Genomic DNA, 14,979 nt, shown 5'->3' with positions numbered 1-14,979 from the left:
ACTGTCTAATTAATTTCACTTCATTAATAGTTAAATCCATCATAAATGCCAATCTAGATTAAATAATTTTTGTATTTTTCATAATCAGATTTTTTACACTCTACAGATAAAAGTATGCCGTTATTTTCATAACTAGTTGACTTTATTCCTGCATTGTCATTAAAATAAGCTACTATATTTCCCCTATCATAAGGAATTAGAAATTTGCAGCAAATATAGCTTTCAAAAATTTTTCTACGAATTGCCCCCACTAATTTATCCATTCCCAATTTTTTCTTGGCGGAAATATATACATAGTTCTCCTTACTTTCAGGAATTTTGCCTTCCACTAAATCTATTTTGTTATAGCAGTAAATAACGGGAATATCCTCCACACCCAGTTCTCTCAATGTATCAATGGTGACATACATCTGTTTCTCATAATTGGCATTTGAGTAATCCACCACATGAATAAGCATGTCGGCTTCAGAAACTTCTTCTAGTGTTGAGCGAAATGCCTTTATTAAGTAGTGGGGCAATTTACTGATAAATCCCACTGTATCCGTCAATAAAAAGGACTTATTATCTGGCAGATCAATTCTCCTGACAGAAGTTTGCAATGTTGCAAACAGCATATCCTTTTCAAAAACCTGTTTATCATCTGACGGATTAAACAAATCCATCATGGCATTCATAACCGTAGATTTACCTGCATTAGTATATCCCACTAAAGCAATCACAGGTATATCTCTTCTTTTACGCTTTTTTCGTTGATTTTGACGTTGTGACACAAGCACTTCCAGTTCTCTATTCAGGCCACTGATTCTGTTTTCAATTTTTCTACGGTCAAGTTCCAATTTTGTTTCGCCGGAACCTCTGTTTTTAAGAGATGATCCCCCTCCTTGACGATCCATGGATTCCCCAAATCCAATCAATCGCGGGAGCATATACTGAAGTTTCGCTATCTCCACTTGAAGCTGGGCTTCTCTAGTCCTTGCTCTTTTTGCAAAAATATCAAGAATCAAAGAAGTTCTATCTATTATACCGCAATTTAAGCTTTTTTCTAAATTACGAATTTGAGAAGGTGACAACTCGTCATCAAAAATTACCACATCTGCATTTTTCTCATCAACTAATTCACATACTTCCTTAATTTTACCACTGCCTAGATAATGAGATGAATTCACTTTATTTAATTTTTGCGTCACCTCTCCAACTACTTCTATATCACATGCCTCTGCGAGGCTGAATAATTCCTGCATAAGGCTTGCAAAATCCTTATCATTATTAAGATTTGCTCCCGCTATTATAGCTTTTTTCTCCCGTTCCATATATATTCCTCCATTTTTATTGAAATAAAAAACACAGGCCTGCTACCTGCGCATTGAGTAAACGGAATATACGTAACTATTAGATATACGCAAAAGGGAGTGGATTTACGTTTTCCCTTTCTAATACATTTTTACATACATATACCATCATATATCCATATGTTTATAAGGTTTCTTAAAAATAGCCAGATCAATCCCGATTACTCTACACTTATAAGTAGAGCCTTTAATCACTATAAAATTAGTTAAATAAAGCATAAAATCGGAATCTGATACGCATTTTAAGCAGCCCTCCTTAAATCTAAAATCATTTATATGATATCATAGACATAGATGTTTTACAAGTGCATGATAAAAAACAATGTTGTTCATTTGACATACATATGTTAAAGTGTTATGGTTGTATGTATAACAATAAATATGAGAAATAATACAATGTTACTAGCGCTTAATCAATTTGAACGGGAAAACCAATTTTGGGGTGAATCCTGCTTAGGCAGGTAGGGTTAATTTCTTCGATCCGAATCCGTCAGCTAATCTCGCAAGCGTTGAAGGGAAGTTTTTGGTATACTTGAATTTGTATTTTTTAATGTACCTTTGAATTTACGGCTTTACAAGCTGCAGAGACTTCTCTGCAGCTTATTGTTTTTTTGATTGTTCATTGGCTTCCATATAACATAGACAATTTTTTATATTGTATTGTTAATTTTTAAAAGGAGTGTTTGGTTTGAAAAGGAAATACTGGAATATACCATTATGGAAAGACGTTGCAGAAGATGAGTGGAACAGTTGGAAATGGCAGATTTCTAATAGAATTACCACACTGGAGGAATTGGAACAAGTAGTAGATCTCACTGAAGACGAAAGAGAGGGAGTAAAAACTAGTCTTAAAAAACTAAGAATGGCAATAACTCCTTATTATGCAACATTGATTGATCCAGATGACTACAATTGCCCTATTAGAAGACAAGCAATTCCCACCATAGATGAGACCAAAATATCCAAATGTGATATAAATGACCCATTGCATGAAACTCTTGATTCCCCTGTTCCCGGATTAACCCACAGATATCCTGACAGAGTACTAATCCTTGTTACCGAAAAATGTTCTATGTACTGCAGACACTGTACAAGAAGACGCTTTGCAGGACACAATGATAATTCTCTATCAAACAATGATATACTAAAAGCTATAGAATATGTAAAAGCTCATGACGAAGTCAGGGATGTATTGATATCCGGTGGTGATGCCCTATGCATTTCCGATGATAAGCTTGAATTTATATTAAAGGAGATAAAACGGATAGACCACGTTGAAGTTATAAGAATTGGAACCAGAGTGCCGGTTGTCATGCCTCAGAGAATAACCAGTAACCTGTGCAGAATCATAAAAAAATATCACCCAGTTTGGATTAACACACAATTCAACCACCCAAATGAAATAACCGAAGAATCAATGTTGGCATGCAAGATGCTAGCCGATTCAGGAATTCCACTTGGAAACCAGTCAGTACTTTTGAAAAACATCAATGACTGTCCTTATATTATGAGAAACCTTGTACAGGAATTAGTGAAAAACAGAATAAGACCTTATTATATATACCAATGTGATCTATCCCAAGGTATTGAACATTTCAGGACGCCAGTTTCAACCGGTATAGAAATCATGGAACTTTTACGCGGCCATACCTCCGGATTTGCAGTGCCTACTTTCGTAATTGACGCTCCAGGCGGCGGCGGAAAAATACCTATAGGTCCCCAGTATTTGGTCTCACAAACACCTGAAAAATTAATACTCAGAAACTATGAAGGTGTATTGTGTACTTATACCGAACCATCTGATAAAAACCGCCACTGCAAACATTGTGGACTGTGTAAAAAATTCAAAAACACTCCATATGAAGGCTTAGAAAAACTCTTCAGAGATGAGAAAATATGCTTAACACCAATCAATAATGCCAGAATGGAAAGGAGAAAGCAATATAATGAGGGCAAGCGGTTGTCAGTTAAATAACTATTATGTCAAAATAGGTAAGGATAAAATATTTGTAGACTATATCAACAGTCGTGTAAAAATAATCGACTTTTGCAATATATCCGTTCAAAATATAAAAAGACTTATTCATTTTGCCTCAAAACAACATATGGGGAAGATCATATGCAACTGTGATATTGAAAACCTGGATAACTTTATCAAAGCAGGTTTTCACTTGGAGGGGAAAATAGACGGTTATTTCAAGGGTAAAGATGCATTCTGTATGTCCTATTTTATCTCCAAAGATAGGACACTCTATAATGAACATTCTAAAGAAGATCTGATTTTAAAGCAGAGCTTAAATAAAAAGGATACTTTTATCTATAACAGTGACAATTCCAACTACCACATAAGAAATGCATCAGAAAGTGATATAGGGGGTATGATAAAATTATTTTCCCGGACATTTTCCACCTATCCATCTGAAATTTTCAGTGAAGATTATCTGAAAAACACTTTAAATAAAAAAGTTTTATATAAGGTAGCAGTGGATAATAATAACAGAATAATCGGTGTAGCTTCAGCGGATCTGGATAGAGAAAATTTAAATGCAGAAATAACCGACTGTGCCACCCATCCACATTATAGGAATAAAGGTATACTGTCTAATATAATCTATTCCCTTGAATTGGAACTGAAAAACATGGAATTTATTACTTTATACAGCCTGTCCAGAGCAATACATCCAGGTATTAATTTCGTACTCAGCAAACATGGCTATACATTTAGAGGAAAGCTCATAAATAATTGTAATATATGCGGTGGTTTTGAGAACATGAATATCTGGGTAAAAAACATCAATATGACTTGAAATTTATAGAGCAATATTACACTGTTCAAATAAGCATATGAAATCAAATATAAAAATAAACCTTTAAAATAATCTCAATAATTCACGATTTTTCATGGTACAAAATGGTACAAATATGATAATATCACTTACCAAACTTTTTTAAAATCCTAAAATCCATACATATTTGGATAATTTAATGAGCACACTAAATAAAAAAGGAGTGATATTGATGTTTAACCCGTTTGACCAAAAGCCCATGCCCCTGGAAGATGGTATCATGGACTGGAAAACCATATACCCAAAATCATATTCAAAGCAGACTATTGATCCATATACAAGGATCCGTATTATTTTAATGAATGGAATCGAGGTTGAAGCAGCTCTTTTCTCCCATCAATTCCATCGTCACTGCAATAACAACGATTTGCGCCGTGAACTGGCAATGCTGCGGCGGATTGAGCAGCAGCAGCAAAAACACATCAACTGGCTCAAACCAATTGACGAGACACAGCTGGAGACCACCATTGGCTACGAACATGTTGCCGTGGATCTGACAGCCTGGCTTGCCCAAAACGAACCGGATTCCAATGTAAAACAGTGCCTTGATTTCGCACTGCTGGAGGATTTCGATCATCTATACCGTTATTCCAACCTGTTGGATCTGGATGAAAATATTCCCTCCCAGCAGCTGGTGAAAAAATATGTAGACATAACCCCGGGACGGCCAACCATAGCAGAACACCGCTGTCCTAAAGAGGAAGTCAAAAGATTTGTGGACTTTAAAAAGGCAGATATTCGTACAAAGCTGAATACCATGATCATAACTGCCGGAGAACAGCAGACCATGAATTTCTATATGAATTTGGGAAACACATATTATAATGATCTGGGACGTCAGCTCTATCTGGAAATTGCCATGATAGAAGAACAGCATGTAAGCCAATACGGGGGACTTATAGACCCCAACTGTACATGGCTGGAAAGCCTTTTGCTTCATGAATACATGGAATGTTATCTCTACTATTCTTTCTATGAGGATGAGGTGGATGCCAATGTGAAATCAATCTGGGAGATGCATCTTCAGCAGGAAATATCCCATTTGCACAAGGCAGCTGAACTTCTTTCCAAATATGAAAATAAACAGTGGCAGCAAGTTGTACCAGGAGCTTTCCCAAAACTGCTTCAGTTTCATGACACAAGGGACTATGTACGAAATATTCTTGCCAGTCAAATTGAACTGACTGCAGACAATGAAGATTTTAAAAATATCCACCAGCTTCCTGCAGATCATAAATTTTTCTGTTACCAGAACAAAGTGAACCACGATATCAACTCAGTGGCAAGTCATATGGTAATTGAACAGCATCAGAGACAGAAAGGCGAGGACTACCGTGACGAATCCCAACCCAATCCAGTGCCGGATCTGTCAGACAGAAAACAGGACAATACCAGCATAGCAAGAACAAATAAATCCATGTCAATGGCTTAATTAAAAAAACAACATGCAGGTAACATCTTAAAAAATATTTCCTGCATGTTGTTTTATATTTATATTCTGCTGCTACTGATGTATGAATTTAAGTTGAGCTTCACAATAACAGGCAAATTTAAGCCTCTCTATTTTAAAATTTGCATCTGCAAATATCCTGGGCCAGCATTTAACATACTCTATTATTTTATTCTTTTCATCTTTCTCCAATTCATCCCAGGACACCATTGAAGAATTGGCATTTCCTTTTTCAGAGAGTCTATATTCATACTCACATTTTCCCAAAATATTCAACTCTTTTTCCGTAAAATCAATAATTTTTGGTTTTTCACTTTCAGACATTGAAATCAAATCATAATAAACTTTATAGAGCATATCAGGTATGTGCCTTGCATAATCTCTAATAGAATCTTTTTGTTCTTCACTTAGATTTTTCCAACATTCATCAGGTTTCATGACAATTTCATCTTTGTCATAGTAAATCATCACATGGCTGTAATTAAGTGCCCTGGAAATCTGATCAATTTTCTCATTGAAAAATTCGTCTTTCATTAAATAACGGAAAAATTCATCATCATCCACATGCAGCTTCAATTGATCCCTGGAAGGCAGATAGGATTGTTCCCATTTCTTTGCACTACTCAACCTGCTCATCTCCAATATAGCTTCCATAGATCTTGACTCATGTTTGTACCTGCCGACTTTTAAAAGTGCCCTCAACACACCCTTGTCTATCTGAACCTCCTGCCTTTCATTTATAAGATGCGGTGCCTTGCGTTCCAAAAGAGATCTCAGCAGCATCGCTCTGCGAATAATAAACAACTGATCTCCCTCATTAGTTTGATTTGGTCCTAAAATATTTACATATCCCCTCAATCTGCTCACAAAATCAGGGCCTTTTGCACTTTGAAATTCCTTAAAAAATTCTCCATATTCAGCCCTGTCCTTAATATCTTCTCCACAAAATTCCTCAAATGTACTGCTTGTACCCCCTGCAAATACAAAGATGGCCTTTCCGATAGGATGGATTGAATTGTCCTCTCTGAATATACCATCCTGCATAGGTGCCAGAAAATATTTCAGCCATCCCAGTTTTCTTTCAAAAGTAGAATCAAATTCATCAAAAAATACCAGAGGAATTTTACCTATCAAAGAAACATCTCTTATTTTATGAAAACTTATAATGAGATCCGATAATGTCCTAAACTGAGATAAATTAAAATCCAATTTTTCAATTAAGTTTGGAGCCACACACGAGGCAACTTCTGTTACTCCAAAAGATTTTCCGGAACCAGGTGTTCCAAATACAGCAATAGAAAGAGGACGAACTGAATTTTTAGAAAGAACATATTCAGACATGAGGTTTTTAATACTCTTATAAGCTTCAAATTCATCCCTGTCAACAGTTTTCAACTTTCCAAATTGCGCTATTGGTATATATTTAAGAGCACTTTCCTCCCCTTTTTTAACAATATTGTAAGCTATTTCTGCTAGATTGGTAGAACTTTTATCCTTAATAATATACCAGCATGACTGACATTTAGAATTATTTGAATTGGGCACTTCAATATCCTGTATGTATTCTTTATATATAAAATCATTTTCTCCTTCACTGAAAATTGAAGGATTAGGGAAAATGCTTTCCACAATATTTTTACCGAATCCATACATAAAGTATTTTTGTGTAGCTACAATCCCCTCCCGTATACCGTCGTCAACGGATTCATCAATGGATTTATTATTAAGTTTTCCCAAAACCAAAGACTTGGTCAATCCAGCAACAAAACAGGAAGTAAGTCCATACATTTTACCCTGAGCCTCCTTTATTAAATCCCCCTCAAAGGCATAGGTTAAAAAATAAAGTTGTGACCTAGGTTCTCCATTATTTCTATAGTATATAGCACCTTCTAAACCCAATGGTATAACCAGGCGGCTACATTTTGATAAAAAGGCAAGAATTGGATTATTTTTTATTTGCCAGACAAAATCAAGTGCCGTCTTTTCCCAGGAAAGATTTTTACTTATGTTAACCTCTTTGGAGCGCAGATCCTCTCCATTTATAACTATTAAAGTATTTTCCATATGAAACTGCTCCAAATGTTTCCAAAGTTTAGTTGAGTTAGAAGGGTTGTCCATTTTATATACAATCATCGGATGTTTATTATGCTCTTTTAAAGCTAAAGGCCAAAATTTTTCATTGTTGTTAAATCCATTGTTTTCATCATCCAATATAATTAGATCCGCATTTTCATTATCATCTATAATGGGAAACAATTTTGGATCTTTAAAAGGCATTTCTGTAAAACCCAAAAACTCTTTCACTCTGTATACTCTATTCCCATCTTTATCCTTGGATATTGCAGGGAAAAGGCTTAATCGTATAGTAGAATTAAGAATTCCCTCCGGCAAATTCCCCTTATCATAATCCATTTTAGGAGAAATAACATTGGCTCCTGTAGATAAAGTTACAAATTTAGCTAGAAGCAGGGCTTCTCCCTCACTTAATCTGCTGCATATATGTGGATACTGATGCCAATTTAAATCACTGATGTGCTCGTCGTTAATTTGCCAAAATAACAAGTTTACACATACATCACCAGATACAATGACATTAAAATCCTTGATTTCCACAGCTACAATCCCTTCTTTCTATTTATTGATATTTATTTTAACAGCTTCTTGATATTAGAGTCTATGATACAATTTTAGAGCACTTTTCCTAATTAAACAGTTTTCCATCAAAAGCTCTTTGTATCAGTGAATTAAAGCTTTCCTGCAGTTCTTTCAGACTTCGCTGCAGCTTTTTTTTCTGATTTTCTATATTTCTCACTATTGTTGTAAACTTATTTTGTAGTTCTATTGGTGGAAGAGGCAATTTCAAGTTGTTGATGATTTTAAGATTTAAAAATGTTTGCGCTCCACCTATGCAATACTTATTTACAATGTAGTCTTTTAAATAGTTTAATTCATATTCTATAAATATAGAATTTACCCTATTCCTATTTAATTTCAACAAAGCCACATTTTTCATGCTAAATTCTTCATGTAATGGATTAAAAGCGGCATTTCCCGCACCAGAACCTATATTAGTGTATAAAACATCACCATATTCTGGATTACATCTCTTATATATTTCTCGATGATCTTCCTCAGAAACAAATTCTAAATCAGATAAATCTAATTTAAAAGCTTTTACATTCTTACCGGTAATAAATTTAACTCCCTTTGCAACTCTTTTTGGAGCATTGTGGGTTCCATCGGTGATTTTATTACAAATATCCTTTAAGCTGATCTTCTCCCATTTATATTCGTTAAATTTCAAATCTCCAAACATATTGTAAAAAACACTCTTTATCAGCTCCTCCAGAAGCTCTATCTGAGTTTTCCTTTTATTCACTAACTCCTGAATTTTGCTTAATACCTTCACTATTTTAAGCTGGGAATCCATATTTAATATCGGTATCAACTGTTCTCCTATAATTCGATGCCCTAGATGTTTTTGAACTCCGCCTTTCATCCGATGTTGAATCATACGTTGAAATCTATTTGACGATAAATAATAAAATAGATAATCCCTGTTTAACAGTTTTTCATTAAAGTCTATCCTAAATAAATTATTACTCAACACTCCATGCTTCCCTCTAAATACAACCCCGGGTGATCCCGTATTAGCCATAACCAGATCCCTATTATCCACTACCTTTTCCGGATATACGTCTTCAACATACTTCTTTTTACTGGTTTTCTTAAAATCTGCAATATATAAATACCTAATATATCCTTGAACCTTACTGTCAATCTGCTTACTTTTAGGTATCTGTACTCCCTGCGTTATAGAACATATTTTCTTAAATTTAGTAAACTTCATAATTAATTACCTCTTACGTTTTAAAAACATATAAATCATGCGGCTAATTCAGAATATTTATCAAATTTATATATATAAAAAGTCAAATATCCCTCAGTACAGTAATAATTAAATAATATCCTCTAGTTTTTCAATCTCTTTCTCTTTTCCAATAGCTACAATTATATCTTTTCTCATAAATACGAAATCTGATGTAGGTAATACGCTTATATCGTCTCCCCTCTTTATAACTATAATATTCACTCCATATTTAGCCCTTATATCCAAATTACCCAGGCTTTTACCAACCCATTCTTCCGCACATAGTATTTCGGCTACCCTGTACTCAGGAGACAATTCTATAAAATCTAATATATTATTTGATACAAGATTATGAGCAACTCTTATAGCTGTATCTTTTTCAGGTAACACAACTTTATCAGCTCCTATTTTATAGAGGATTTTTACATGTAATTCAGTACTTGCTTTAGCAAGTACAAATTTCATACCCATTTCTTTCAACAATAGTGTGACTATAACACTGCTTTGAATATCAGTACCTATCCCTATTACAGCCACATCAAAACTATTTATACCAAGTGCTTTTAGATTTTCCTCTTCAGTTGCATCCGCGCAGACCGCCTGTGTCACATATGGGGCTATATCCTGAACATTTTCTTCTCGCAAATCCACTGCCAATACATCATTTCCAAGTTCATAGAGGGTTTTTGCTATTGACTTTCCGAATCTCCCCAATCCCACAATTAAATATTGTTTTCTTTTCACAAAATCACCTCAAATCTTAAAATTTTATCCAATCAATATTTTACCTTCAGGGTACTTTATAGATTTAGGTATTTTTCTGTTTACCATGGATAATATTATTGTAAGTCCTCCTAGTCTTCCAAAAAACATACTTATGACTATAATAATTTTACCTATAATGCTTAAATTAGGTGTAATTCCCAAACTCAACCCTGCAGTTCCAAAAGCTGACACACATTCAAAAAATATAGCTTCTAAAGATTGCTCACTCTCGGTTACACCCAATATCATGGAAAAAATCAATATCAATATCATATAAATTACCAATATTACAATGGCTTTATATACAAGATCTTTTTTTATGGTTTTTTTATAAATTTCAGTTTCCCGTCTGCCCATTATTACGGATACAGCTGTCATTATAATTAAAGCTGCAGTAGTTGTTTTTATTCCCCCTGCTGTAGAACCCGGAGCTCCACCTATAAACATGAATACAATTGTTAAAAGTTTACTGCTCTCGCTCATGTCAGAAATAGAAATTGAATTAAAACCTGCAGTTCTTAAAGAAACCGAAGCAAAAAATGAAGATAACATCTTGTCCCCTAAAGTCATATTTTTCATAGTCGCAGGATTGTTAAATTCAAACAGAAGAAAAAATATGGTTCCCAAAATCAAAAGTACAATAGCCATTGTTATACAAACTTTTGAATGCAGTGATATTCTTCTCACATCCCTAAAGCTCTTTAAATTATATATCTCCTGCCATACATAAAACCCAAGCCCCCCAATCATAATTAAAACGCTTATAGTAAGTATTACCATTTCATTATTATAATAGGGAACTAAACTCTTGCCTTTCCCCACTAGATCTATTCCCGCATTGCAAAATGCTGAAATAGAGTGAAAAATTGAATAAAAAAGGCCTTTGCGAAATCCAAATTGTGGAACAAACTGAAACGACAAAATAGCCGCACCTATAGATTCCACTGAAAAAGTAAATATCAATATGTATTTAGACATTTTTACAAGTCCCTGTATATTAAATGAGTTAAGCGATTCATGAATCAATAGTCTTTCTTTTAAAGTTATTTTTCTTCCTGAAACCAGTGCAATAAGCGTCGAAAATGCCATAAATCCTAGTCCACCTACCTGGATCAGAATTAAAATAACAGTCTTTCCAAAATAACTCCAATGTGTTCCTGTATCCACCGTTACAAGTCCAGTTACACAGGTGGCTGATGTAGCTACAAATAATGAATCTATAAAATTCGTATGAATATGATTTTGAGATGATATAGGAAGCCATAATAAGATAGTACCTATAAAAATTATAATCAAAAAACCCCATATTAAAATCTGAAGTTCATTTATCTTGAATAATTTTTTATTTCTAAATTTCATTAAAAATCACCCTTTATCACCTCTAAATACGACATATAATTCCATATTTTTTAAATTTTACTGTCTCAAACTTATTTACTGTCATTATATTATAACCCTATTTTTTTATTTCTCCTATGTTTTTCAGTAAAAACCATTTCCTCTTTATAATAATATTTATTCTATTTTAAATCATAAATTTCTATATAAACTACTTGAGTTCTCGATAATATCTTATCAACTTATTCCCTTATCATAAATAATCAATGCCGTATAATCATTTTGTGCATGGGCATATTTTATATCGATTACCACCTTGCCCTTTAGATCAATTTCAAGAGTATCTTTAATTTTACTCTCTAGATTCTCCAATGTGTTTTCATGTAATCCTTTAATTCCAATAGCATTACTTCTGTATGTTGACATACTTAACCATTCCCCCTATTGACTTTTTGTAGTCACTCTTTATTCAATATTTCTACAACAGGGACTGGCATCCTTTAACTTTCGTTCACCATTATTTGACTTATTTATATGTTTTTCTCACGCAAAATAAGCACCCCACATGACGGATGCTCATTTTGGTATTATACTTTCAAGGATGACACTTTTTTATTTTTCGCTAAGGGTATTTCCTTAGGACATATATAATTATACATAGTATTTATTACAACTTAATGCTATATTTATAAACTTTCTGTAAACATTATGAAAATAATCTTCTATTTAGCAATAATACATTTCATTGGTTATATTATTGGTGTTCATTTATCCTTAAATTACCAGAATAATAATTTGAACTTTGCATATTCTATTCATGTAAGAATATCAATGTGTTCTGAGTTATTAAAATATTGAAATTTCCTATAAACTTAGGATATTTGTAATTGAATACATTGAATGCTTAATTTATGCTGGGGATAATAAATCCCCAGTATTTAAATACTGAATGCATAATAGGAATGCAAAATTCCAAGCTCATAAATTGAATTTTATTTCAGCCATTACTGCACATATTGACAAAATATCTGTGAAATTGAAGATTATCTGTTAATTCAGGATGGAAGGAAGTGGCCAGCATATTATCCTGTCTTACAGCTACAATATTTTCATCAACTTTGCACAATACATCCACATCATTTCCTACTTTGGTGATATAAGGAGCCCTTACGAAAATCAAAGGTACTTCACCATTATAAACTTTATTTATCCTCTCATAGGTTAAAAAGCTGTTAATCTGACTTCCATAGGCATTTCTTTTAACAGTTATGTCCATTACCTGCAGGTGATTTTTTTTATCATTTTCAATATTTTTTGCAAGAAGTATCATACCTGCGCAGGTTCCCCACACCGGAAAACCATTCATTATTTTTTCTTTAAGCTTGTGAAAAATATCCGTTTCCCTTAATAGTCTTCCAATAGTCGTACTTTCTCCACCTGGAAGAATAATTCCCTGTAATCCATCTAATTCTTTAGGCTTTCTTACTTCAACCGTTTCACAGTGAAGGGCTTTTAAGTGATGAATATGCTCTATTACCCCACCCTGAAGTGCAAGTACCCCTATTTTCATCTTACCAGCCTCTTTCTTCAAATCTGCTGTCCAATTCACTGCAGTTTATACCCACCATTGGTTCCCCGAGATCTTCAGATACTTCAGCAATGCACTTGGGATCATTATAATTTGTTGTTGCCATAACTATTGCCTTAGCTCTTTTTTCCGGATTTCCCGATTTAAATATTCCCGAACCCACAAACACCCCTTCAGCTCCTAGTTTCATCATAAGTGCTGCATCGGCAGGCGTAGCTATTCCACCCGCAGCAAAATTAACTACGGGAAGCTTTCCATTTTTCCAAACAAATTCTAATAAGTCAAAAGGAGCCCCAAATTCCTTAGCTAATGTCATCAACTCCTCCTTTGACGAATTTTTAACTCTTACTATATCATCCATTATACTTCTCATATGAGTAACAGCTTGAACTACATCTCCAGTACCAGCTTCTCCTTTGGTCCTTATCATAGCTGCACCTTCGCCAATTCTCCTTAAAGCTTCCCCTAAATTCCTTGCACCGCATACAAAAGGAACGCTAAATCTTTTTTTATCTATATGATATCTATTGTCTGCAGGGGTTAGTACTTCACTTTCATCTATAAAATCAATTCCTATAGCCTCCAGTATCTCAGCCTCAACAAAATGTCCTATTCTAACCTTGGCCATAACCGGTATGGATACCGATGCCTTTATCTTCTTTATCATTTTGGGGTCGGACATTCTTGCAACTCCACCCTGTGTCCTTATATCCGCAGGTACCTTCTCAAGTGCCATAACCGCACATGCCCCTGACGTTTCAGCAATTATAGCTTGTTCGGCATTCACCACATCCATAATCACTCCGCCTTTAAGCATTTGAGCCAAATTTTTATTAAGTTCATACTTTGCCATAAATAAAACAACTCCTCACTTACTTTTTGAAGTTAATTATAATATGTACACCGTATAATTCAAATGTATCGTCACAATTTGGAAAACACTTTATTTATCCCTTTATAAGTTAAAAATAGAGTGCTGTAAAATTATTTTAAAGAACAGTTTTGCAGTACTCCACTTTGAATTTGATGTTTTTGTCTGATATTAAACATTCTGTTTACACTAATTCTTTTACTTCCTTTGGATCTTTAGTATAATCAGCCATCTTCACAAATTTTGTCTTTATCCTGTATATGACGGAATCTCCAATATTACCTTTATCTACATTTTCCTTTAATACCGGATACCTGACACTTATTCCATCCACTGCGCTCTTAAAGTCATCATCGCTCTGAAGTACTTCCGATGCCTCTCCAGTTACAGAAACACTTTTAAAGGTATTATAGGATTGATTCTCATTTTGGAAATAAAAAGTAACTATTGGATTTTTCTTTATATGACTGACCTTATTTGATTTTCTCCCCGTTTCAAAATACAGATTGGCTCTGGCATTTGAAAATGCTCCCATAACTCTCGCATATGGTGCACCGTCCTCACCTACGGTAATCAGCAACCCTGTCCTGGATTGTTCTATATATTTGATGGCCTCGTCTAATACTTTACTCATATGTAAAATCCTCCTTTTTTTATAATTATAGTTCAACAACTTTAATTTTACTATTTTTATTTTAATCACTTAGTATATATATTATATCTTCTCTATCCTTAAACAATAGCATGAACAATTTAAAATATTTTTTTATGTGTGAGATAATGCCATTTTTTCATAATGTTTATACAGTGAATAAAATTCACCTACATAATTTTTTTGCCAGGGCTTTTTCTTTCCACAAAAATTAATTATGGAAGTATTATTAATTACATAATCCATATC

Annotated in this window: 12 protein-coding genes and 1 riboswitch; of the genes, 3 read left to right on the top strand and 9 right to left on the bottom strand. The window is 33.9% G+C overall.

Features of this window, described 5'->3' with window-relative positions; translation table 11 throughout:
* Positions 1-53 precede the first annotated feature (53 nt).
* The gene (gene hflX / locus J5G60_RS04890; protein ID WP_150357282.1) at positions 54-1,310 is read right to left on the bottom strand and encodes a GTPase HflX; all 1,257 of its coding nucleotides are present in this window, start codon (positions 1,308-1,310) and stop codon (positions 54-56) included.
* Between the two features lie 435 nt (positions 1,311-1,745).
* A riboswitch (cyclic di-AMP (ydaO/yuaA leader) is annotated at positions 1,746-1,873 on the top strand.
* A gap of 164 nt (positions 1,874-2,037) precedes the next feature.
* Here hflX and ablA point away from each other — a divergent pair.
* The 3 genes from ablA (at position 2,038) to J5G60_RS04875 (ending at position 5,627) form a co-directional block, all read left to right on the top strand.
* On the top strand, positions 2,038-3,324 hold the full coding sequence (gene ablA, locus J5G60_RS04885; protein WP_150357281.1) for a lysine 2,3-aminomutase: 1,287 nt from the start codon (positions 2,038-2,040) through the stop codon (positions 3,322-3,324).
* On the top strand, positions 3,296-4,156 hold the full coding sequence (gene ablB / locus J5G60_RS04880; protein ID WP_150357280.1) for a putative beta-lysine N-acetyltransferase: 861 nt from the start codon (positions 3,296-3,298) through the stop codon (positions 4,154-4,156). Before ablA ends, ablB begins: the two co-directional genes overlap by 29 nt.
* A 211-nt stretch (positions 4,157-4,367) precedes the next feature.
* Positions 4,368-5,627 carry a hypothetical protein gene (locus J5G60_RS04875; RefSeq protein WP_150357279.1) on the top strand — a complete coding sequence of 420 codons (1,260 nt, stop codon included), beginning with the start codon at positions 4,368-4,370 and terminating at the stop codon, positions 5,625-5,627.
* Positions 5,628-5,699: 72 nt separating this feature from the next.
* Here J5G60_RS04875 and J5G60_RS04870 read toward each other — a convergent pair whose 3' ends face one another.
* The 8 genes from J5G60_RS04870 to J5G60_RS04835 form a co-directional block, all read right to left on the bottom strand.
* A complete protein-coding gene (locus J5G60_RS04870) occupies positions 5,700-8,258 on the bottom strand; it encodes a Ryanodine receptor Ryr (RefSeq protein WP_150357278.1) in 2,559 nt (852 codons plus the stop codon).
* 88 nt (positions 8,259-8,346) lie between these two features.
* Positions 8,347-9,495 (bottom strand): restriction endonuclease subunit S, encoded by a 1,149-nt coding sequence (locus J5G60_RS04865; RefSeq protein ID WP_150357277.1) that lies wholly within the window; start codon positions 9,493-9,495, stop codon positions 8,347-8,349.
* Between the two features lie 108 nt (positions 9,496-9,603).
* Entirely contained in the window at positions 9,604-10,260 is a 657-nt protein-coding gene (locus tag J5G60_RS04860) for a potassium channel family protein (RefSeq protein ID WP_150357276.1), read from the bottom strand.
* 24 nt (positions 10,261-10,284) lie between these two features.
* Positions 10,285-11,640: a TrkH family potassium uptake protein gene (locus tag J5G60_RS04855; RefSeq protein ID WP_150357275.1), complete on the bottom strand. Its 1,356-nt coding sequence runs from the start codon at positions 11,638-11,640 to the stop codon at positions 10,285-10,287.
* A 216-nt stretch (positions 11,641-11,856) separates the two neighbouring features.
* Positions 11,857-12,045, bottom strand: coding sequence for a hypothetical protein (locus J5G60_RS04850; RefSeq protein WP_150357274.1), 189 nt, complete (start codon positions 12,043-12,045; stop codon positions 11,857-11,859).
* A gap of 571 nt (positions 12,046-12,616) precedes the next feature.
* The gene (pdxT, locus tag J5G60_RS04845) at positions 12,617-13,189 is read right to left on the bottom strand and encodes a pyridoxal 5'-phosphate synthase glutaminase subunit PdxT (RefSeq protein ID WP_150357295.1); all 573 of its coding nucleotides are present in this window, start codon (positions 13,187-13,189) and stop codon (positions 12,617-12,619) included.
* Between the two features lies 1 nt (position 13,190).
* Entirely contained in the window at positions 13,191-14,060 is an 870-nt protein-coding gene (gene pdxS, locus J5G60_RS04840; protein ID WP_150357273.1) for a pyridoxal 5'-phosphate synthase lyase subunit PdxS, read from the bottom strand.
* Positions 14,061-14,262: 202 nt separating this feature from the next.
* Entirely contained in the window at positions 14,263-14,712 is a 450-nt protein-coding gene (locus J5G60_RS04835; RefSeq protein ID WP_150357272.1) for a pyridoxamine 5'-phosphate oxidase family protein, read from the bottom strand.
* Between the last annotated feature and the right edge of the window lie 267 nt (positions 14,713-14,979).

The sequence above is a fragment of the Clostridium sp. HV4-5-A1G genome, from assembly GCF_900184915.1.
GTDB classification, from domain to species: Bacteria; Bacillota; Clostridia; order Clostridiales; family Clostridiaceae; genus Clostridium_B; species Clostridium_B aromativorans.
Note: the sequence above shows the minus strand (reverse complement) of the source record. Positions and strands in the feature narration are given on the sequence as shown.

Coding starts and splice junctions, on each gene's coding strand:
- J5G60_RS04850 (WP_150357274.1), bottom strand. CDS start 12,045: ATGTCAACATACAGAAGTAATGCTATTGGAATTAAAGGATTACATGAA.
- ablB (WP_150357280.1), top strand. CDS start 3,296: ATGAGGGCAAGCGGTTGTCAGTTAAATAACTATTATGTCAAAATAGGT.
- J5G60_RS04865 (WP_150357277.1), bottom strand. CDS start 9,495: ATGAAGTTTACTAAATTTAAGAAAATATGTTCTATAACGCAGGGAGTA.
- pdxS (WP_150357273.1), bottom strand. CDS start 14,060: ATGGCAAAGTATGAACTTAATAAAAATTTGGCTCAAATGCTTAAAGGC.
- pdxT (WP_150357295.1), bottom strand. CDS start 13,189: ATGAAAATAGGGGTACTTGCACTTCAGGGTGGGGTAATAGAGCATATT.
- J5G60_RS04855 (WP_150357275.1), bottom strand. CDS start 11,640: ATGAAATTTAGAAATAAAAAATTATTCAAGATAAATGAACTTCAGATT.
- hflX (WP_150357282.1), bottom strand. CDS start 1,310: ATGGAACGGGAGAAAAAAGCTATAATAGCGGGAGCAAATCTTAATAAT.
- J5G60_RS04875 (WP_150357279.1), top strand. CDS start 4,368: ATGTTTAACCCGTTTGACCAAAAGCCCATGCCCCTGGAAGATGGTATC.
- J5G60_RS04835 (WP_150357272.1), bottom strand. CDS start 14,712: ATGAGTAAAGTATTAGACGAGGCCATCAAATATATAGAACAATCCAGG.